Source organism: Nostoc sp. JL23 (genome assembly GCF_017115065.1).
Classification (GTDB): Bacteria; Cyanobacteriota; Cyanobacteriia; order Cyanobacteriales; family Nostocaceae; genus Nostoc; species Nostoc punctiforme_A.
Genome location: NZ_JABXKN010000132.1, coordinates 129,449 through 148,384, shown reverse-complemented (window position 1 = coordinate 148,384; position 18,936 = coordinate 129,449). Strand labels below are relative to the sequence as shown.

15 protein-coding genes and 1 pseudogene are annotated in these 18,936 nt (G+C 40.9%); 6 read left to right on the top strand and 10 right to left on the bottom strand.

Annotation, left to right across the window (positions count from 1 at the left end; translation table 11 throughout):
• The first annotated feature begins 54 nt into the window (after positions 1-54).
• Positions 55-834, top strand: a complete 780-nt coding sequence (locus HWQ42_RS28445; RefSeq protein ID WP_292817781.1) for a Uma2 family endonuclease — start codon at positions 55-57, stop codon at positions 832-834.
• On the opposite strand, the gene HWQ42_RS28440 is transcribed toward HWQ42_RS28445, so the two are convergent.
• The 6 genes and pseudogenes from HWQ42_RS28440 to HWQ42_RS28415 all read right to left on the bottom strand — a co-directional run bounded on the left by HWQ42_RS28440 (position 831) and on the right by HWQ42_RS28415 (position 8,451).
• Positions 831-1,412 (bottom strand): Uma2 family endonuclease, encoded by a 582-nt coding sequence (locus tag HWQ42_RS28440; protein ID WP_292817779.1) that lies wholly within the window; start codon positions 1,410-1,412, stop codon positions 831-833. The genes HWQ42_RS28445 and HWQ42_RS28440 overlap by 4 nt on opposite strands.
• Before the next feature lie 48 nt (positions 1,413-1,460).
• Positions 1,461-3,056, bottom strand: coding sequence for a DHA2 family efflux MFS transporter permease subunit (locus tag HWQ42_RS28435; protein WP_292817776.1), 1,596 nt, complete (start codon positions 3,054-3,056; stop codon positions 1,461-1,463).
• A gap of 174 nt (positions 3,057-3,230) precedes the next feature.
• Positions 3,231-4,491 (bottom strand): annotated as a pseudogene (locus HWQ42_RS28430) (MFS transporter).
• Between the two features lie 130 nt (positions 4,492-4,621).
• Entirely contained in the window at positions 4,622-6,088 is a 1,467-nt protein-coding gene (locus tag HWQ42_RS28425; protein WP_292817774.1) for an HlyD family secretion protein, read from the bottom strand.
• 162 nt (positions 6,089-6,250) lie between these two features.
• Positions 6,251-6,718: a MarR family winged helix-turn-helix transcriptional regulator gene (locus HWQ42_RS28420; RefSeq protein WP_292736982.1), complete on the bottom strand. Its 468-nt coding sequence runs from the start codon at positions 6,716-6,718 to the stop codon at positions 6,251-6,253.
• Positions 6,719-6,792: 74 nt separating this feature from the next.
• Complete coding sequence (locus HWQ42_RS28415; protein ID WP_292817772.1) at positions 6,793-8,451, bottom strand: glycosyltransferase family 39 protein; 1,659 nt, start codon at positions 8,449-8,451, stop codon at positions 6,793-6,795.
• A gap of 137 nt (positions 8,452-8,588) precedes the next feature.
• On the opposite strand from HWQ42_RS28415, the gene HWQ42_RS28410 reads away from it, so the two are divergent.
• Together HWQ42_RS28410 and HWQ42_RS28405 are read left to right on the top strand one after the other, a co-directional pair.
• Positions 8,589-9,233, top strand: coding sequence for a class I SAM-dependent methyltransferase (locus tag HWQ42_RS28410; protein WP_292736986.1), 645 nt, complete (start codon positions 8,589-8,591; stop codon positions 9,231-9,233).
• A 151-nt stretch (positions 9,234-9,384) separates the two neighbouring features.
• The gene (locus tag HWQ42_RS28405; RefSeq protein WP_292817769.1) at positions 9,385-9,840 is read left to right on the top strand and encodes an EVE domain-containing protein; all 456 of its coding nucleotides are present in this window, start codon (positions 9,385-9,387) and stop codon (positions 9,838-9,840) included.
• A gap of 494 nt (positions 9,841-10,334) precedes the next feature.
• Here HWQ42_RS28405 and HWQ42_RS28400 read toward each other — a convergent pair whose 3' ends face one another.
• The 4 genes from HWQ42_RS28400 to HWQ42_RS28385 all read right to left on the bottom strand — a co-directional run bounded on the left by HWQ42_RS28400 (position 10,335) and on the right by HWQ42_RS28385 (position 14,809).
• Positions 10,335-10,742, bottom strand: coding sequence for a hypothetical protein (locus tag HWQ42_RS28400; protein WP_292817767.1), 408 nt, complete (start codon positions 10,740-10,742; stop codon positions 10,335-10,337).
• A gap of 320 nt (positions 10,743-11,062) precedes the next feature.
• Positions 11,063-11,887 (bottom strand): M90 family metallopeptidase, encoded by an 825-nt coding sequence (locus HWQ42_RS28395; protein WP_292817765.1) that lies wholly within the window; start codon positions 11,885-11,887, stop codon positions 11,063-11,065.
• Positions 11,888-11,972: 85 nt separating this feature from the next.
• A complete protein-coding gene (locus HWQ42_RS28390; protein WP_292817763.1) occupies positions 11,973-13,895 on the bottom strand; it encodes an Hsp70 family protein in 1,923 nt (640 codons plus the stop codon).
• A 14-nt stretch (positions 13,896-13,909) separates the two neighbouring features.
• Positions 13,910-14,809 carry a hypothetical protein gene (locus HWQ42_RS28385; protein ID WP_292736995.1) on the bottom strand — a complete coding sequence of 300 codons (900 nt, stop codon included), beginning with the start codon at positions 14,807-14,809 and terminating at the stop codon, positions 13,910-13,912.
• 155 nt (positions 14,810-14,964) lie between these two features.
• Between HWQ42_RS28385 and HWQ42_RS28380 the strand changes: the two genes are divergently transcribed.
• From HWQ42_RS28380 to hpsL, 3 genes are all read left to right on the top strand, one after another.
• On the top strand, positions 14,965-15,756 hold the full coding sequence (locus tag HWQ42_RS28380) for an S-adenosyl-l-methionine hydroxide adenosyltransferase family protein (protein ID WP_292817761.1): 792 nt from the start codon (positions 14,965-14,967) through the stop codon (positions 15,754-15,756).
• A gap of 252 nt (positions 15,757-16,008) precedes the next feature.
• Complete coding sequence (locus tag HWQ42_RS28375; protein WP_292817759.1) at positions 16,009-16,785, top strand: glycosyltransferase family A protein; 777 nt, start codon at positions 16,009-16,011, stop codon at positions 16,783-16,785.
• Between the two features lie 259 nt (positions 16,786-17,044).
• Positions 17,045-18,700 carry a hormogonium polysaccharide biosynthesis protein HpsL gene (gene hpsL / locus HWQ42_RS28370; protein WP_292737001.1) on the top strand — a complete coding sequence of 552 codons (1,656 nt, stop codon included), beginning with the start codon at positions 17,045-17,047 and terminating at the stop codon, positions 18,698-18,700.
• Positions 18,701-18,936: the final 236 nt, after the last annotated feature.

Below are 18,936 nucleotides of genomic sequence, written 5' to 3'. Positions count from 1 at the left end.
TTTGTCTTTGCGTGAGGATTACAATAAGAATCAGACAAACCTTCGTTAAAGCCTATGACTTCCCTATCGGCATTAACTTTACCTGACCACACCCAGTTACCAGACTCAGATGGTACATTTGTGAAAAACTGGCAAGAGCATCCGCAAAGTATCTTACTCACTGACTCGATTAAACTTGTTTTAGAGGAACTTTATCCAGATAGTCAGTATTGTATTGGACAAGATTTAGGCATCTACTGGCGATTGACAGATCCTCCTGAAAAAGGGGCTGAAGCACCAGACTGGTTTTATGTACCCAATGTACCACCGACCCTCGACGGTAAAACGCGGCGTTCTTATGTGCTATGGAAGGAGTATGTCGCACCCTTGATTGTCATTGAATTTGTCTCTGGTGATGGTTCAGAAGAACGAAACAACACACCGCCATCTCAAGGGCAAGCTGGGAATGTTGGTAAATTTTGGGTTTATGAGCAGGCAATTCGAGTACCTTATTATGGGATTTATGAAGCCGCAAAAGCTCAAGTGGAAGTTTACCACCTAGTCGATAATAGTTATCAACTGATGCAACCCAATGAACGGGGACATTACTCAATTGTTCCTATGGGTGTAGAGTTAGGAATCTGGCAAGGATTTTATCAAAATGCAGAGCTACCTTGGTTGCGGTGGTGGGATGCACAAGGAAATTTACTGCTAACGGGTGAGGAACGTGCTGTGATTGAGCGAGAAAAGGCAGAAGTTGAGCGACAAAAGCGGGAGAGAATTGTAGAGAAATTGCGATCGCTCTCTGCTGAACAACTCAACGCTTTAGGAATTGAGCCAGAAATGTTAGATTAGGAAATATTCTCATCTACTAATATTACATCTTCATATATTTCTGCGATCGCACACAGAAAATCAACGCTAGCTAAATGCACCTTTTCCCCTTTATCGTAAGGGTAAAGTACCCAATGTCCATCTTTATTGCGGCGGAAGCATTCTACACTCATTCTGTCTGGTGAAATTAGCACATATTCTTGCAATGATTCTAAGTATCGATAACTAGCAAATTTCTTTCCTCTGTCATAACCTTCTGTTGATTCAGAAAGCACTTCAATGATTAAGGAAGGATAGCACTTAAAATATTCAAATTCTTTATCTCGTGTATCGCAAGTCACCATTACATCGGGATAAAAATAGCGATTTATAGCCTCGATTTGTGCTTTCATATCTAACATATAGACACGGCAACCGCTACCCCGGAGATGGTTTCGCAGTAGGGAAAACAAGTTTCCTACTATAGTGACATGAGCATCACTTGCTCCTGCCATTGCGTATACTTGCCCATCAATATACTCGTGTTTGATTTCACTAAATTTCTCGCCTTCTAGATATTTTTGTGGAGAGATATAGTACTCACTTTGGCTAATGACCATTTTAGTACCTTAGTAGTTTTATCAAATATTTTAACCCATAGAACAAATCTAATGAGCAACAGCGCCACCAGTTGGCTTCACCTTTTTGAGGAATAAAATAGCAATCCCACTGAGTAATAGTGCAATACCAATAAAGTAGAAACAATCGTTAAAAGCCATTACAAATGCTTCCCGACGGACGAGGTTGGATATAGATGCGATCGCTTGATTTTGGGCTGTACTTAAATCTGCCCCGCGACTAACAAAATACTGTGTCATTTGGTCAATTCGCTGCTGAGTTTCTGGGTTATATAAAGATACTCCATCACCCAATCTATTCGAGTGAAATTGCTCTCTATTTGCTAATAAAGTTGCTAAAGAAGCAATTCCGATAGAACCGCCTAAATTCCGCATCATATTAAATAAACCGCTTGCCGAACCTGCTTCTTTTGGACTCAAACCAGCAGTAGCAATAGAACTAAGCGGCACCATAATTAAGGGTTGTCCCATTGCGCGCACAAATTGCGACCAGCGTAATTGATCTAATCCTGTTTCATTAGTCATTCCAGAGTTCATAAATGCACTGATGGAAAACAAAGTCACACCAAAAGCTACCATGAAACGCACGTCAATGCGTTGCATCAATTTCGGTATGAGGGGAATAATAAACAGTTGGGGAATACCAGCCCAAATTAATACTTCCCCAATTTGCAGAGCATTGTATTTTTGAATTTGGGCGAGATACAACGGTAAAATATAAATTGAACCATACAATCCTACTCCCAACGACACATTAACAACACTGGCTAAACCAAAGTTTCGCCTAGACAAAAGCCGTAAATTAATAAATGGTTGTTTCCGAGTTAATTCTATATAGAAAAATATCGCCAAAAAAATTACTGCAATCACAGTTAAGCGCACAATCAAGGCTGAACCAAACCAATCTTTGCGGCTACCTTCTTCTAAAACAACTTGTAGGGAACCTAAGCCAATAGCCATTGCAATAATTCCCCACCAGTCACCTTGTTTAAGTAAATTAATTTGGGGTTTTTCTTGCTTAATTCCGTACCAAACACCAGTCAGCATTAAAACGCCTGGAATTACATTTATATAAAAGTTGTATTCCCAACCAAAATTTTCGGTTAACCAACCTCCTAATGTTGGGCCAATTGAGGGTGCAAAAACTGCACTAAACCCAAATGCAGCCAGTCCAACTGATTGTTTTGATTGGGGTAAAGTTGTTAAGACAACTGTCATAGCAGTAGGAATTAATACTCCTCCGCTAAAACCTTGTAAGGCGCGAAAGAAAATCATGGAATTAAGATCCCATGCCCAACCACAGCATATAGAAAAGAAAATAAATAGTGCAGTATTCACTAACAGATAACGCTGCAATGAAAACACCCGTGACAACCATCCTGTTAGAGGAATTACCACAATTTCTGCTACGAGATACGCGGTAGAAATCCAAGAACCTTCTTCGAGAGTTGCCCCTAAACTAGCTTGAATATCTTGCAGCGAAGCATTAGTTATTTGAATATCTAATACCGCCATAAATGCACCAAGCATACTGGCTAATACACCAATCCAGGTTCTTAGCGGTACACGCTCTGGTGGTAAAGCAGGATTTTGCCCTTGCTGACGAATTACACCTGTATTAGCCATAACTTTGTTCCAGTTTCAAGGTTAAGTAGCAAAAAACTTTATTATTAAATCTTATACCAATATGTTCTTGCCTCTGCGTGAGCTTGAATCAGCAACGCTAAAAATTAAAAAATAATTACAATGGAAAGTTTCATTAAGATAAATCTAAAGCAGATTTAAGCGCGGTTATTTATCTTAAACTTCTGGAGTTGTGATAATCCCCTTTTGCTCATAAATTGGGCGCATGATTTTTCTTAAAGCAGGCAACTGTCTGCTAAAAATAATTGACCCTAAAATACAAGCTATTCCATCAATAATTAAAGTGTTTGGAGCGCCAATATGACTTGCTAGGATACCTCCTAATAAATTACCCACAGGAATCATGCCCAAAAATGACATTGTGTATAAGCTCATCAATCGCCCACGTTTATCGTCTTCAACAATGGTTTGTAAAAATGTATTGCTAGCAGCAATCTGGAGAATTGTTCCTAGGCCAACAAATAACATTGTAAATAACGAGAGTGGTAAAAATTTAGATAAAGAAAAGGCAATTAAACCTATTCCTAAAATTGCTGGAGCTAAGGCAATCAATTTCCCAATTCCCAAGATTGTTTGGCGCGTAGCTAGATAAATACCACCAGTTAAGGCTCCAACTCCAGATGCCGCCATCAAAAAACCCAAACTTTCTGCCCCACCTTTGAGAACTTGTTCGGCAATAACTGGCACAAGAATAGTGTTTTGTAGTCCCATCAAGCTGACTAAAGCTGATAGCAATAATATAGATCGAATCGGTGGAAAGCTAAAGGCATATACAAATCCCTCTTTGACTTTTTGCAAGGGATTACCGTCAGTTACCGAATTTTATCCAAGGTTTAACTTGCATTGCTAATAAAGCGGCGATTACAGCAATGTAGCTCAAACCATCAATTAAAAAACAATAGCCAGTTCCAACCCTGGCAATTAATAAACCCCCGATCGCAGGGCCAATTAATCTAGCACCGTTAACCATCGTGGAATTAATCGCGATCGCATTGGCTAAATCTTCTCTGTGTTCAACCAATTCTGGCACAAAAGCTTGACGGGCTGGCGCATCTAAGGCGTTAATAAATCCTTGGAACAAACTCAAGGCGATGATCTGCCATACCTCAATCACTCCAGTTAGCGCCAGTGCTGCTAATGTTAATGATTGAATCATCGCCAAGATTTGCGTACCAATTAAAGTACGATACCGAGAAAAGCGATCTACAAATACTCCGCCAAAGGGAGCTAAAAAAAAGCTCGGAATTTGACTCGAAAATCCTACAACTCCCAGCATTAATGGGGAGTTTGTCAAGTCATAAACTAACCAAATCGTGGCAAGTTGCGTCATCCACGTCCCAATTAGGGAAATACCTTGTCCGGCAAAAAACAGCTGAAAGTTTTTTGACCTTAAAGCAGGTAGTAGCGGTTTTTTCATCTCAGGCTTGCTTTATACCAATCTGCTTTCATAGATATCATCTCACCTCATCTCTACACGCCTCTCTATAGGTGTAGGAAGATTTACAGCAAGAAAGAGGTTTTTCGTTTAGTTTGCAGACAATTTGGCATTACTTGACTTCTATAGCAACTTCCGCAGACATCCCCGGAGTAATTCGCGATTCGTATCCTTGAATGCTCTTTTGGTCGAAAACTACTTTTACTGGAATGCGTTGGACAACTTTAGTAAAGTTACCTGTAGCATTATCCGGTGGCAATAAGGCAAACTGAGCGCCGGAAGCTGGCGAGATACTGTCAACACGACCAATAAAGGTGTGATGAGGGAAACTATCTAGCTTGATTTCTACTGGCTCTCCTGGCCGCATCTTTTCTAATTGAGTTTCTTTGAAGTTCGCAACTACCCAATAGCTGTTATCCACGATCGCCATTAATGGTGTTCCTGCTGCGACGCGGTTGCCAATTTCGACGTTTTTTCTACCAACCCGTCCAGCACTGGGGGCGGTAACATTGGCATAAGATAGTTGCAATTGTGCGTCTTTGAGCGATGCTTCTGATTGCGCGATCGCTGCTTTTGCTGCTTCGTATTGGCTACGTTTGACTGTTGTATCTTGTCCGCCTGCGGTCGCTTGTTGCAATCCTCCCTTAGATGCTGCTAATTTAGCTTGGGCGTTGGTGACATTTTCTTGGGCTTGTGCAAGTTGAGACTGGGCTTTGGCGACACCAACTTTGGCGGAGGCTAACTTGGCTTGGGCTTGTTGTACTCCCTGAATCGCGGCGTTTTTCTGTGCGGTCGCCACATCATAAGCAGCCTTGGCTGTGTCTAGTTGCTGGCGAGCGATCGCACCTGATTGATACAACTGGTTGTAGCGATTGTAATCTGCTCGGGCATTTTCCAAATTTGCGTTTGTTTGGGCTACTTGCGCTTGGGCGGCGGGAATCCCTGCTTCGGCTAGTCTGACTTCAGCTTGTGCTGCTGGTATCCCCGCTTGCGCTTCTTGTACTGCTGCTTGGGCTGTAGAAATTGCTGCTACTGCACCACTGACATCTCCTTGCGCTTGAGTTGTCTTACCAGTAGTGGTTTGTGAACTTAAAGCAATATTTGCTTGAGCAGCTTGCGCCTGACCACGAGCATTTTCGAGGGCGGCTTGTGCTTGTTGCACCTTACTTTGATAGTCTCGTGGATCTAACTTCACTAACAATTCTCCCGGTTGCACCAGTTGGTTGTCATTCACCAGCACTTCACTTATTGTTCCAGGAATGCGGCTACTAACTTGGTGAATATTTCCCGCAACGGTGGCGTTGTCTGTTTCCTGGTGGGTGGAGGCATATTGCCAGTAGTGATAACCAAAAGTACCTGCGGCGATCGCACCTACACCTAATCCTGCCAAAATTAAGCCGGTCGGTCTTTTCCGTTTCGGTGGAACTTCTTTTTCGATCTCAGGAGTTACAACAGGTGCTTCTGCTGTTGCGCGTGTCTCTGTGGTGACAGTTTCTAAAGTCTCTAAATCAGGAATCACTTCTTTTTCTAAAACTGGGGTTTTGTGTCCGTTGCGTCCGTTAAAGGTATTAGCACCCATGATTCTTACCTCGCTTGTTCGTTCAATAACTTGATTAATAGTCGTTTATTTAGAATGCGTAATATTGTCTGAAAAAAATCCTTATTTCCTTAGTATGCGTAATATTATCTCAAAATAAATCTTTACACTGCCTCCCCCGGTCGGGTGATTATAAAATCATCTTTAAGACAGGTTAGCGATCGCTCGATTCAAGATTTGGGAAAACAGTTCTCGGTCAGCAAAGGAAATACCATCCATCGCTTCATCACGAACGGCTGCGGCGATTGGCGGTAAAATAGCTTCTAGTTCCTTACCTGCATCCGTGAGCCAGATCCGCCAGATGCGCCGATCTTGAGTGTCGCGTTCTCGACGCACCAAACCGCGTTCTTCCATTCGATCGAGTACGCCTGTTAAAGTCCCTCCCACTTGTTTGAGTTTGTCCCCAATACTAGAAGTAGGTAAACCATCTTCTTGCCAAAGACAGCACAACACCAACCAGTGAAATGGCGTCAGTCCAAAGGGTTCTAGCTTCTCAGTAAATTTGCGACTCAGCAGTTGTGAGACTAATTTGATTCTGTAGCCCAAATTGTATGGTGCCAGATTTTGCTGCCACGACTCTAAGGTTGGGGAGTGATTAGATGTAGAAACCATTTCAGATAATACTTAGTATGCGTACTATTATAACCAAGTTCATATTATTTAGCAATAGTTGCTTTGCATCTGTCTTAGGGAAGAACTTGAATCAGTTGGTACTCTTTTACTGTACCAAGAACGTGGTAAGCCCGAGATAATTTAGGGGACTGGTCAGTATAGATCAAAGCATAGCTCAAAGCTGGTACTTGGGAAATAGAGACTACTGCTTGGGGGCGAATAGCAAGATAGAAATTAAGCAGTACTTGGATTTTCTGGTCTATTTGCACAAGGTAGATAGGATGAGATTGGAGAATTAAAGCGATCGCACTTTGTTGTAAAAAAGTTCTTAAAACAGGGTTATAGTCACTTAACAGACCAATACTACCTGTCGTCGCCAAAGTTAGCCAACAGGGAATTAACCATCCTGCAATCCAGTAACGTGCTGTGAGAAACTTCTTGCCAAAGTGGTAACGACTAATCCACACCACAGGTAAAATTAACCAACCCAACCCCATAGCCAAGCCAATAGTTGCTTCCTTACGAATGTCAGAACCACCGCAACTAATAACGACAATACTTGCTATTACAAGTAAAACACCTAATCCACCAAAGCCATAACTGAGATTTCGAGGAAGATTCTTCCTTGCAAAAAGGTTTAATATCTTCTTTTGACTTTTTTTAAGAGGGAATTGTGGGGGAATTCCTGTCTGGTAAATATTGGCTAACCAGCTTAAACCCACAGATGCCAAAAAAGCTATAAACGGATAAAGACAAAGACTATAGTGAGATAAACGAGTGCTAAAAATAGTAAGTTCTACAAATAAAACAAGTGGAAAGCCAACTAATATTAACTGGTAACGAAAAATGGGGCGGCGGAGAGTTAAAAACAAACCTAAAACTCCAAAAAAAGCCCAAGGAAATGCTTTTAAAGGAATATTCCATAAATAGAATAGTGGCCCATTATGATTGCGATCTTCAGAACCTAGTTGCACAACAAACTTGAGCAACTCCTCAAAACTCTGATTTCCATAGTGCAGCCAGCTTAACCACAGCCAAACACAGGTGGGTATTAAACCTACGAAAAAGCCTAGATATAAAATTGGGTTACTCAGATGACGATGACGGTGATGTTCCCAAATTAAATAAGGTAATAAAGCGATAATTGGTAAAAAAATCATAAAGCTTCTGACTAAGAAGCCTAAACCTAAACTTAAACCAGCGAGAAAACTCCAAAAATAGTGATATTTAGGATGTAATTCTATTTTTAGTAAAGAAAAAATAGCTAAGAGTACCAAGAAAATCATCGGTACATCAGGCGTACTTAAGCGAGAGTATTGCAGCCAGAGAAATTCCACACTTAAAATTGTAGTAGCTAGCCAGGCTAATTTTTTGCCTAGCATAATTTTGCCAATTTCATACACCAGCCATAAGCTAAAAATGCTGGCAATCATACTAGGAAGACGTGCACTAGTATCACTGATACCAAACAACTTGTAGAAACTGGCAATTAACCAATAAGGGCCAGGTGTTTTATGATGTGCCTTTTCCCAAGGAGCTATCCAATTACCAGAATCAAACATCAGACGCGCACGCGAAGCGTAAAGCCCTTCATCATGTGCCATCAGACTATTGTGCCCAGAAGTAAATAGTAATAAGGGTAACATCCAAAGGAACAAACTTAAATAGGGTAACGATCCTACCAGGCGGATTTGTCGCCAAATGTGCTGCAAAAAGTGTAGTTTATGAAACATTGAATTGATAAAATTGAATGCTGCTATTTAGACTCGTTTAAGTATCCTGTTGTTATTAAAATATGTTACATAGTGATTGTTGAAAAATACTTGAAATTGCCACATCTTGCGGAAAAAGTTCTCCAAAACAGAGATTTATGCAGTTAAGACCGAATCAACGCCTGAAATTAGATGACACAGACGATAAGCTGTTCTACGCCTATCCTCGCTTCGTCACCCATGTCGATGAAGGATTTATTCAACAGCTAACGGATTTATACCGCGATCGCCTGAAACCCAATACCCGCATTTTTGATATGATGAGCAGTTGGGTGTCTCATCTGCCAGAAGAGATGGAGTTTGACCATGTGGAGGGACACGGACTCAACGCTGAGGAATTAGCACGAAATTCCCGCTTAAATCATTACTTTGTGCAAAATCTTAACGAAAATCCGCAGCTACCTTTACCAGATGGAGATTTTGATGCTGTTCTCAATTGCGTATCTGTGCAATATATGCAATATCCAGAAGCAGTATTTTCCGAGATTTACCGCATCTTGAAACCCGGTGGTGTTGCAATTATCAGCTTTTCTAACCGAATGTTTTTTGAAAAGGCGATTCAAGCTTGGCGAGAGGCTTCAGAAGCACAGCGGGTAGAATTAGTCAAAGCTTACTTTGCCTCAGTTCCAGGATTTACAACCGCAGAAGTTATAGTTCATAAATCAACATTACCGAATTTATTACAGTGGTTGGGTGCAGCTGGAGGAGATCCGTTTTATGCCGTTATAGCTTACCGCAGTTAAGTCCAATATTCACTAGTACAATGTCTAAGCTAGTGCAAGAAGGTTTGTAGTAAGCACTAAAGTGCTTAGAAAATAAGGACTTTAGTCCTTACTACGAACTTACTTACCTGCTCAAAATTAAAATACTTTTGTATATAGATAATTTGTGTAGATGAATTATTGGTTAATGAAATCAGAACCAGAAGCCTATAGTATTGCTGATCTCCAACAGCAGAAAGAGACTATCTGGGACGGCGTTCGCAATTATCAAGCTCGCAACTTTTTGCGCCAAATGAATGAAGGAGACTTAGCTTTTTTCTACCACTCCAGTACTAATCCTCCCGGTATTGCTGGGTTAATGCGTGTAGTGAAAAAAGATATTGCTGACCCGACCCAGTTTGAGCCAGAAAGTAAATACTACGACCCAAAATCGAGTTCCGAATCACCTCGCTGGCAAACAGTTGTAGTGGAATTTGTTGAGACTTTTTCTAACCCCATCTTGCTATCAATACTCAAAGAGAAGTTTAGCGCCGAAGAGTTAATGTTGGTGAGACAAGGAAATCGGTTATCAGTGATGCCTGTCCCTGAAGCAGTAGCTTTGAAGATTCTGGCGATGAAAAACTTCTAGTACCGCAAGGCGGAAGTCACTCATTCGAAAGTCAATGACACAGTTATTAAGTTGAAGGTTAAGAGCGATCGCCGTGTATTACTATTCAGCATTACCAATGCTCTTAGACGTTTCAAAAATTAATATAATCAAAACATAATTCCTGTAGTTATATTTTAGAAACAAGCTGTATAATCTTGATTTTCTAGATTAATTCCTATAAAATTTGAATTAAGTAGATTAGGCATTGACGGCTTAGTTCTACCTAATAAAATTAGGTGAAATAAAACTATAACTAAACCTACACTTTACTAAAGCTAGGGCGTGTCTGCAAAGTCAATTTTGTGAATATTTATTACGAGAACTAATAGCTTGCTGGAAAAGAAAGACGTACCCTTGAGATAATATTCACAAGCATAAGATCATTTATTTTGTACGTTGTAGACACACTCTAGCGCCATTCGTTTCAATCTCACAACTTTGATGGAGAAGATCATGTCAATCGCAAATACAAGTCAATTAAAGAAGCTGATAACGCTGATTCCTGCTGTTCTTTTTGCTGTTGCATCGTGGCCAAATAATGTGCAAGCTGCAACGGCGCCATCTTGTGTTAACCTTAGACAGTCGAAACAGGTAATACGACTGGCTCCTGATAAAATAGTAGCCACAGCTACGAATAATTGCAGTGGAACACAACGTTTTCGTATGATATGGGCTTTTGCAGTAGATGGTTCTTGCATAAGCATTCCGGCTGGTGGTTCGCGCACAGAGAGAAGGGGAATCCTGTCCCCGCCCTCACCTACAGTGAGCGAATTGCGAAAATGCTGATGAGGCTTACATAAAAATCTAGGCGTTGGTGAATTGTAACTGGAAGCATAAGCTTTCGCTAGCGGAAAAGTTATGGTTCTAATTACAGCGGACATCTGCCCCAGCTTCTACGCTTTCTCCAGCACTCGGCACAGCACCGCTATTATTTTGTTATTTGAGGTCATACAATCCCTTGGGGCTGAATCAAATAGTTGAAATGGCGTTGTCTAACTTTACCACTCGGCTGGGCAAGCTTGTATCAGCGATCAAAATTAGTATATTGCCTAACTCCACTTCAATATTTTGAACTTAAATCTAGTAATTCAAGGTTTTTAAACTTCTTTTTTATGCATAATTCAAAGATTTATGTTTTTATTACTATTCCGACTCATGCAATCTGAAGCAGAGGTTATATTTAGTAGCTCATGGTCGTAGTTTAAGCCCATTGCACAGGATCTAATTGATAGTAACGTTGCAGTTGCTCATAAAGTGCCGGATGCTTAGACAGCAATTGGTGCGGTTTCTCAAAGAATGTCTCAGTCGCTACGGCGAAAAATTCTGCGGGATTCGTTGCGCCATAGCTATCCATTACCGTCTTTGCACCTTGTAGAACATCATTACAAAGTTGCTGATATGCTTCTGTCATCACCTTCGCCCAAATAGCATAGTCTGAGTTGTGTTGCAGTACCGGAACTCCTTCAGCTTTACCATCTTCTTGATCCAATTGATGGGCGAATTCATGAAGCACAACGTTACGTCCATCTTTCCAGTTATCAGTGTCTTGTTTCACCTGTTCCCAAGACAGAACTAATTGGTCATTTGTCCACGATTCACCTAGTCTTGCTACACGCCTTTCTTCAACAACATATTTTCCGATGGAAGTTGTTTCCTGAACAAAATAAGCATTGGGATACACCAGAATTGAACGAAGCCTGGGGAAGTACTGCCCACGTTCATTTAATAGAAGTAAACAGGCGATCGCAGCAAGAGTAACTTTCATTTCCTCTGTCACCTGTAATCCTCTACAGCCAATAAATTGCTTTTCTGCTAAGAACACTTGAATATGTCCCTGAAGTCGTCTGATTTCATCGGGAGAAAGACACAGATAAATGGGAAGATTATTCTCAATGATCGCATTCCAAAGTGGGTGAAAAGGACGATGTTTGAGACGGTTCCTTCGCCTTTTTACTACATTCGGATTGAGTAAAATCCCAGTGATAATCAGCCCAATCATAAGAAAGAAAACTATGATTTTAATCATTGGCTTTTGAGCAGCTTACATATTTAATTCACTGGTAAGCAGAAAGTTTAGAATAATTGTTATTGTTTTCGCTCACTAACTACCGCTATTGGATTAGAATTATGCAAGATTGAACCTTGGTGGAAAGGCTATTTTGAAGTTCTTGCTCAACTTTGACAATCAGTTTGTCAAAAGCCTCTTGATTTGCTGTCAGTTGCTCTTGAAGAACTTTCTCTAACTCAGGTTTTATTTGCTCACATATATCCTCAATTTTTTTGTCGTTCAAAAAACTAGAACGAATCCAACTAGGTACATCCACATTTGTCTTAATTACTTCTTGAACACTCTTACGATTTAGCTCCATTCCTGCCGCCATCACCGAAGCCCCATATACTAATGCAATTGGCCAGGTTAAATGTCCAGTTAGTATTAGAGTGATAATGCTAGCCACAGCGCCTCCACCAATTACTACATTGACGATAAACGCTACTGTCTCAGCCAAGATAGCATCTCCAATTTGTAACTCTGGGTTAACAAAATTTGGGTCAATGCTATCCTCGAACCGTAAGCTGCTTCTAGGTATCTGAAACTTTCGACAGATTGGATCGGTTTGTGCGGCTAAATCTGGTTGGATTTTATTGCTAAACCAAGAAGCGGATTGATGATTAATTATCTGCACGGCGCGTTCGCTTTTGAGCCACTGTTCTGCCCGACCAATCAAAGATGTTTCTAAATCGGCTAAAGTCCGTATTTTGTTTTTTTGCCAATCTTTTAAACCTGGTTTAACTGCATTGACAATCAAGCCATCTGCCAAAGGCTTAGTTAATGATTCGATTAACTCTGGAATATGCCTTTCAATCAAACCTTTGAGCTTATTCGAGCTAAATAGTTTGTTGACTTCTTCTTTAAAAGCAGCAGCACGCAAATCCCATCGTCCGACTCGTGCTAAACCCATTGCAATGCAGCGTTCCGGTTCAGGATCGGGGCGAAGCAGGGTTTCTGGTTCGGGAAACATTTCCTGACAAAGAACGTGCGTGAACTTCATGCGAGATGCACCGCCAGTCATCAACAAAAGTTTCGGCACGATTCCAAGTTTTTCTAGCTTTTCTTTCGCCTCGGTTAAAGAGTTGCGAAATGATTTAATCCAACTATGATGCTCCAGTTCAGGTAAGGGTTGGTTTAAGATTTCCTCTATCATCAATTTATTCACTTGGGGAATAAAATAAATCTGTTCGTTGATCGACTCGAAGCCACGCGCAAAGGATTCAGGATCGCTGTATAGCTGTTCATTAGAAAAGTAATCTTCTTTAGCTTTGCGGCAAGCAAGTTCACAACGAGCTTGGTGATGGGGATATTCCTGAAATACTTTTTCGAGTAATGCTTTTTGTTCGTGGTTGGCGAGAGTCCGGGCAAAAATAGCTTTGTCAATTAGAGATGCACCTAAAGTATTACTCCCGAAATCTATCGGGATTTCTTCTAAGCTTTTAACCAAAGTAAAATCTGTGGTTGAAGAACCAATATCGACAATTAGCACCGATCCAACAAGTTTGTCATACTCCAACTTCCCGGCTTCTTTGGCTTGCATGAAAGCAGCCCGCGATTCGGGTACGACATTGAGTTGAGAAATGCCAGCTTCTTGAAGTAGCTTTTGGTATTCGGTGCGATCGCTAATTGTCCATCCTGATGGACAACCAATGTAAAAATAGCTACCTTCCCCACCTTCAAGTTGTTTACTTTCTTTCAAAAGGCGGTAGTAGGTTGCTACAAAAGTGCTAATTGTTTCCCGATATTTGGGATCGTTGTTGGGTTTTTGCTTGAAAGAGATTGTCAGTTGGGTAACGCCAGCTTGAATTAATGCTTGTTCGCCGACAAGATAACCGAGTTTGGGATGCCAGCCAAGGGCTGTAATTTGGTTCTTCTTGTTATTAATCTCCAACATCTGGGGAGGTTCGATGCTTTCCACTACAGCTTTGGCTACAGCCGTTTCACCGTGTCCTAAATCAAAACCGATTGTTTCTAAAATTTCCATACCCTTATTGTCTATTATTCTCTAGAAGAAGAATACGCTGGCTCAATTACCCTACCGCGCCGAATTAAGCGATCGCCTTTCAACAAAGCCGGCGTTAGAGTCACGTGTTCTTTGGTATCGGGGTCGATACTTGGCTCAAAGTCAAAATACTCGCGATCGCTATTCGATCGGTAAATTTGAGCGTTAATTCCCTGAGACATTAAAATCTGTGGTAGAAGTTTCGCCAGTTCATAAGCCATTTGGGGTTTATCAAGTTTGGATGCGCCCATTAGTCTTTGGAGAAAATTCAATAACTCTGGCAGTTCTTCTATTGCTATGTCGCCTTCATGTTTATTTGATTCTTCTAATCTAGCCACTGCTAGGTCGATAGTGTTGAGAGCATCGCCAAGGTGATCTAGAAATACTTTGCTATCAACCCGAAGAATTGGTTGAGGTAATTTTAATACTCCTTCAGATATAGAATTATTTTGCTGGTTGTTTGATTCGAGTTGAAGTACAATTTCTAGTCCGATAAGTAGAGAGGTTAATAAGATAGCCATCCACGCACCTGGGGTAGTTTTAGTTAAGGAAAACAACGAACCTAAGATGCCTATATAAATTATTCCCTTTAGCAGTTTTAGGATGAATCTGCTGCTAAACAACTTTGTCCCTGTATTAGTAATTTGCCTTTGTTCGGTTGGAGCAACTTGAAGATAGTTAGCCGCAGCCAGAGTAGCGATAGACTGCCGCAGCGTATCCAGGAAAAAGGAAGCCAGACGAACTTGAGCTAAATTAAGCTTTTCAATGTAAATTCTTTCGAGATTATCGAGCCGGTTTTGAACCAGTTTAACTATTTGCTCAATGCCGATTGTATTATCAATATCTGTCTGGAGTTGGTTGCGTTCTTCGCTAAAAAGTGAAGTGATTGTTTTCATTGCGTTGACTAAGACTTTAACGTTATTAATTAGGAGTGAAATTAACACTCGTTTTTTCATTTCACCCTGTAATCACATCATGACGGAATAATTCATAATTACTAATTATGAATTAGGTTGATTGCAAATTACTACCCATCAAAAGGAGGAGCAGAATGTTTATCTGCGTCATTGCAGACTACGGTACAGGAGATCCGGCATTTACTGAAGTCACACAACGTCTGCTGATGACTTTTCCCCATGCCCAAATTCATTTGCTTTCGGTTCCAGCATTCAGTACCTTAGCAACGGGATTCTGGATTGCCCAACTAGGACTTAATCCAGGCCCTAGCGATCGCCTAATTTATCACAACTGTGCGCCTCGTCAGGATGATCCTGAAGCCCGTCGAGACAATGAAGGTGAAGGGCTAACTTATGCCCTTCTATCCAATGGTGTAAAAGTAGTGGGTGTAAATGCGGGCTACACCCTCTCCTTTATCAAAGACTATACAAAGGAGTTGCGATCGATCAACGTTTCTCGTGGTGGCTCGCAGTTTCGCTCACGGGATGTATTTCCTCCGGCTGCGGCTGCCATTATGAATGAAGATTTGAGCCTTCTGGGAGATAGCCTCAACAGTGAGCAAATCCCAGATGTTCCACCAGATCGCATTGCCTGGATTGATGGCTACGGCAACATAAAAACAACTATTGGGGCGCATACACTTAACTTGGAGCCTCAAACCAAGATCGTGATCCGAATTGGAGATGTGGTCAGTGATGCAGTGTATTCTGATGGTAGTTTCAAGGTATCTGAAGGAACTTTAGCCTTTGCTCCTGGTAGTTCCGGTTGGTCAAGAGGCGATTCTGGGGAACCATTACGCTTTTTAGAGCTATTTTTGCGAGGAGGGAGTGCTTGGGAGCGCTTTGGCCGTCCCCGTGTGAATCAGCAAGTAACTCGAATTGCGTGAAATCGGGTAATTGGCTTCTGTTACTGTGGCTGAGTGCGGGCTGGCTTTATGGAGTTACCCTGACCAAAAGTGATTAGATTAGTGCCACACCGCCATCGGCAAACAATTCGATGCCAGTACTAAAACAGCTGTCGTCTTAAGCCAGAAACACGACAGCTTTTGCCACTTCATCATGACATTTAGTCTTGGCGTAAGTCTTAACGTGTTATTATTTGCTTCGAGATTCTTAGCTGTTTGTTCTGATAAAATACAGTGCTTGTTTTTGTTATCCCACTCAAAAGTGCGCAAGTTTCCAATTCCTGGGAGCGTGTTATACAATTATTTGAAAGATGCATTAAATCAGTTTGCAATCAAACCTCACCTAACTTTCACGTTATTGTTGTTTGTCACGAAAAGCCCAAAATAGAATTCACTCATTCTCATATTACATACATTACAGTTGATTTCCCCCCTCCAAACGAGCCTACTCCTGTAGCCAAAGGAGACACAGATAAAGGGCGTAAAATCTTAAAAGGATTGATGTATGCTCGTCAATTTTCTCCCACTCACACTATGACAGTTGATGCTGACGATTGTGTGAGTGAAAAGTTAGCTAAATTTGTTCAACAACACCCTGATTCTAATGGATGGTTTATAAATAAAGGTTATAAATATCAAGAAGGTAGTAATTACATATATATCAAGAGAAGCAATTTTTATAAAATGTGCGGAACTTGTAATATTCTTCGATATGATTTGAATGATTTGCCAGAAACCGCAGAATATAATCGTGGCTACGGATACTATAAATATTATATAGACCACGCTAAAGTCAGAGATATTTTAAAGAACAAAGGGAAATCCATTAAATCATTACCATTTCCAGGGGCGGTTTATATTTTGGCAACAGGAGAAAATCTTTTTGAAAATTCAAAAAGATTAAGATTTAGCATTTTCAATCGTAAATTATTAAATCAATCATTGAGAGACGAATTTGAATTATACAAGCTACAGCAATCGAAAGAGATTTATCAACTATCAAATTTGTAAATTGTTTGTGAAAAAATCTCATAAATAGTCTTATATGGTGTGTTAACTGAGTGTAACGCACCAAAAGCTTGAAATTGTGCCGTAGTTTCGACGCTAACACAACGCCAGTTGCTACAAGGGATAGCGCAGCATTAGCGAGTTATGGAGCGTCGGGAACCTGCGCAACGCACTGGCTCCCCTACGTGTATTTTAAAATCAAATCAAATATTAGTCCTATATAATGGAGTATTTTGCGAGGCTGATAGGCTACAGTGCCACTATGCCAAAATTCAAATCAAAATCTCAGAAATCTAAAAAATCGAAAAAGCAGGCTAAAAAGGAAACTTCTACCCTTAGCCTCAAAGAACAGTTAGCCCAAAAGCGCAAATCTGCCCAAGTACGTAAAGAACTCACTAGCTTACTCACCACCGCCACTTTTGGCGGTGTCTTCGTTGGCATTCTACTTTTTTTCTTAGTTGGAATTAAAGCAGCAGTTCCCGGCGTGTTAGGGATAATAGTCATGTCGCTTTCCTACAAATATCCGCGCCAAGCCCTATATGCTTTCATCATTTACATACCTATAGGAGGTACTGTCACCTACTACTTGGGTAATAGTCCCATACTCCAATTAGCTAAAGATGCCTTTTACGTTCCAGCGCTAATTGGACTTTGGCAGACTTGCCGTAAACAGGGGCTACCTATAATTATTCCCAAAGGCATTAGAATCCCACTTTATATTGTTTTGGCTTGCAGTCTGCTAACACTGTTGTTTGTCAATGGTGGACAGCAATTTAACCCGCAGAGTGTGGGACTATTAGAAAAAGCACCCCAAGAAATACCATTAGGTATGGGCATTCTGGGACTAAAAGTATTTTTAGGCTATGTCCCTCTGATTGGTTGTGCCTACTATCTAATTCGCGATAAGCGGGATTTTCTATTTTTATTGCGCCTCCAGATTGTCCTCACACTGATTTGCTGCGCGCTGGGATTTCTTCAATATCTATTACTACTAACAGGTGTATGTCAAGGCACTAGAGGTCTGGAAGGAGATGCCTTATTTAGAGCAACACTCGAAGCCCGGTGTTATTTTGGTGGAGCGCTAGTATATAGTCCCGAAGAAGGGGTTATTCGCCTACCAGGGACATTTGTAGCTCCTTGGCAGTGGGCTTGGTTCTTAATTTCTAGCACCTTTTTTACCTTTGCCACCGGCTTCACCGATCCCTCGCCAATATGGCGGATCATCGGTTTAGCTTCTATAGTGGGAGTCTTTATCGATGCTGTAATCTCTGGACAGAGAATCGCCTTAGCTTTAGTACCAATCTGCTTCGGGATTTTGCTATTGCTTACCGGACAACTTGGCAACCTGAAACGATTTATCCCCATAGGCGTGGGACTTGCCTTCATTCTAGGAATTGCGATGGTGACTAACCCTGCTGTCGTACAAGAGAGAACAGAGAGTTTTGTCAGTCGTTGGAACGCTTCACCACCTCAAGATTTTATCATCCAGCAATTTGAAGAAAATTGGAAAAACGTAGACGGGCCCTTGGGAAGCGGCTTAGGACGAGCCACAAACTCTGCTCGTGTGATGGGTGAAACTAAGCTTGTGGAAACCTACTACCCCAAAGTACTTTATGAAGTGGGAATTTTGGGATTACTAGCATTTCTGGGTTTGGTAACAAGTTTAACAATTCTGGGCTTTAAAACCTATCGCTCCATAAAGAACCGTAATTTCCGTAGTTCCGGAGCCGCTTTATGGGTGTTTATATTATTTATTAGCACCAACACTTACTACTATCCTCTGGATGTTGATCCTGTTGCGGCCTATTATTGGTTTTTTGCGGGAGTTCTTTTTAAGTTGCCAGAACTGGAGAAACAAGATAAGGAAGATGCCAACCCTCAGCAAAAAAACAAGAAAAAACGTCTAAAAACAATTTAAATGAAATAAAAATGGCTAAAGATATGATTTGAGGTCAAAAATACCTCAGTATTCTCAACCTACCTCTAAATTATCGCTATACACTTATTTTTCGATGATACTTCTTGATGAGTAAGCAATTTCGCAGTCAGAGAAAGGGATAGAAGTGAGGTTTTTCAGAGCCCGTGAAAATACAGCATGTAAATTAAAGCAATAACCACTTACTGAATTTCATGAAAATTAATTTCTACAAGGCT

Excerpts from the sequence above, each read along its gene's own strand:
- HWQ42_RS28410 (WP_292736986.1), top strand. The coding sequence starts at position 8,589 with ATGCAGTTAAGACCGAATCAACGCCTGAAATTAGATGACACAGACGAT.
- HWQ42_RS28380 (WP_292817761.1), top strand. The coding sequence starts at position 14,965 with ATGTTTATCTGCGTCATTGCAGACTACGGTACAGGAGATCCGGCATTT.
- HWQ42_RS28405 (WP_292817769.1), top strand. The coding sequence starts at position 9,385 with ATGAATTATTGGTTAATGAAATCAGAACCAGAAGCCTATAGTATTGCT.
- HWQ42_RS28415 (WP_292817772.1), bottom strand. The coding sequence starts at position 8,451 with ATGTTTCATAAACTACACTTTTTGCAGCACATTTGGCGACAAATCCGC.
- HWQ42_RS28390 (WP_292817763.1), bottom strand. The coding sequence starts at position 13,895 with ATGGAAATTTTAGAAACAATCGGTTTTGATTTAGGACACGGTGAAACG.
- HWQ42_RS28400 (WP_292817767.1), bottom strand. The coding sequence starts at position 10,742 with ATGTCCGCTGTAATTAGAACCATAACTTTTCCGCTAGCGAAAGCTTAT.
- hpsL (WP_292737001.1), top strand. The coding sequence starts at position 17,045 with ATGCCAAAATTCAAATCAAAATCTCAGAAATCTAAAAAATCGAAAAAG.
- HWQ42_RS28395 (WP_292817765.1), bottom strand. The coding sequence starts at position 11,887 with ATGATTAAAATCATAGTTTTCTTTCTTATGATTGGGCTGATTATCACT.
- HWQ42_RS28445 (WP_292817781.1), top strand. The coding sequence starts at position 55 with ATGACTTCCCTATCGGCATTAACTTTACCTGACCACACCCAGTTACCA.
- HWQ42_RS28385 (WP_292736995.1), bottom strand. The coding sequence starts at position 14,809 with ATGAAAACAATCACTTCACTTTTTAGCGAAGAACGCAACCAACTCCAG.
- HWQ42_RS28435 (WP_292817776.1), bottom strand. The coding sequence starts at position 3,056 with ATGGCTAATACAGGTGTAATTCGTCAGCAAGGGCAAAATCCTGCTTTA.
- HWQ42_RS28425 (WP_292817774.1), bottom strand. The coding sequence starts at position 6,088 with ATGGGTGCTAATACCTTTAACGGACGCAACGGACACAAAACCCCAGTT.
- HWQ42_RS28420 (WP_292736982.1), bottom strand. The coding sequence starts at position 6,718 with ATGGTTTCTACATCTAATCACTCCCCAACCTTAGAGTCGTGGCAGCAA.
- HWQ42_RS28440 (WP_292817779.1), bottom strand. The coding sequence starts at position 1,412 with ATGGTCATTAGCCAAAGTGAGTACTATATCTCTCCACAAAAATATCTA.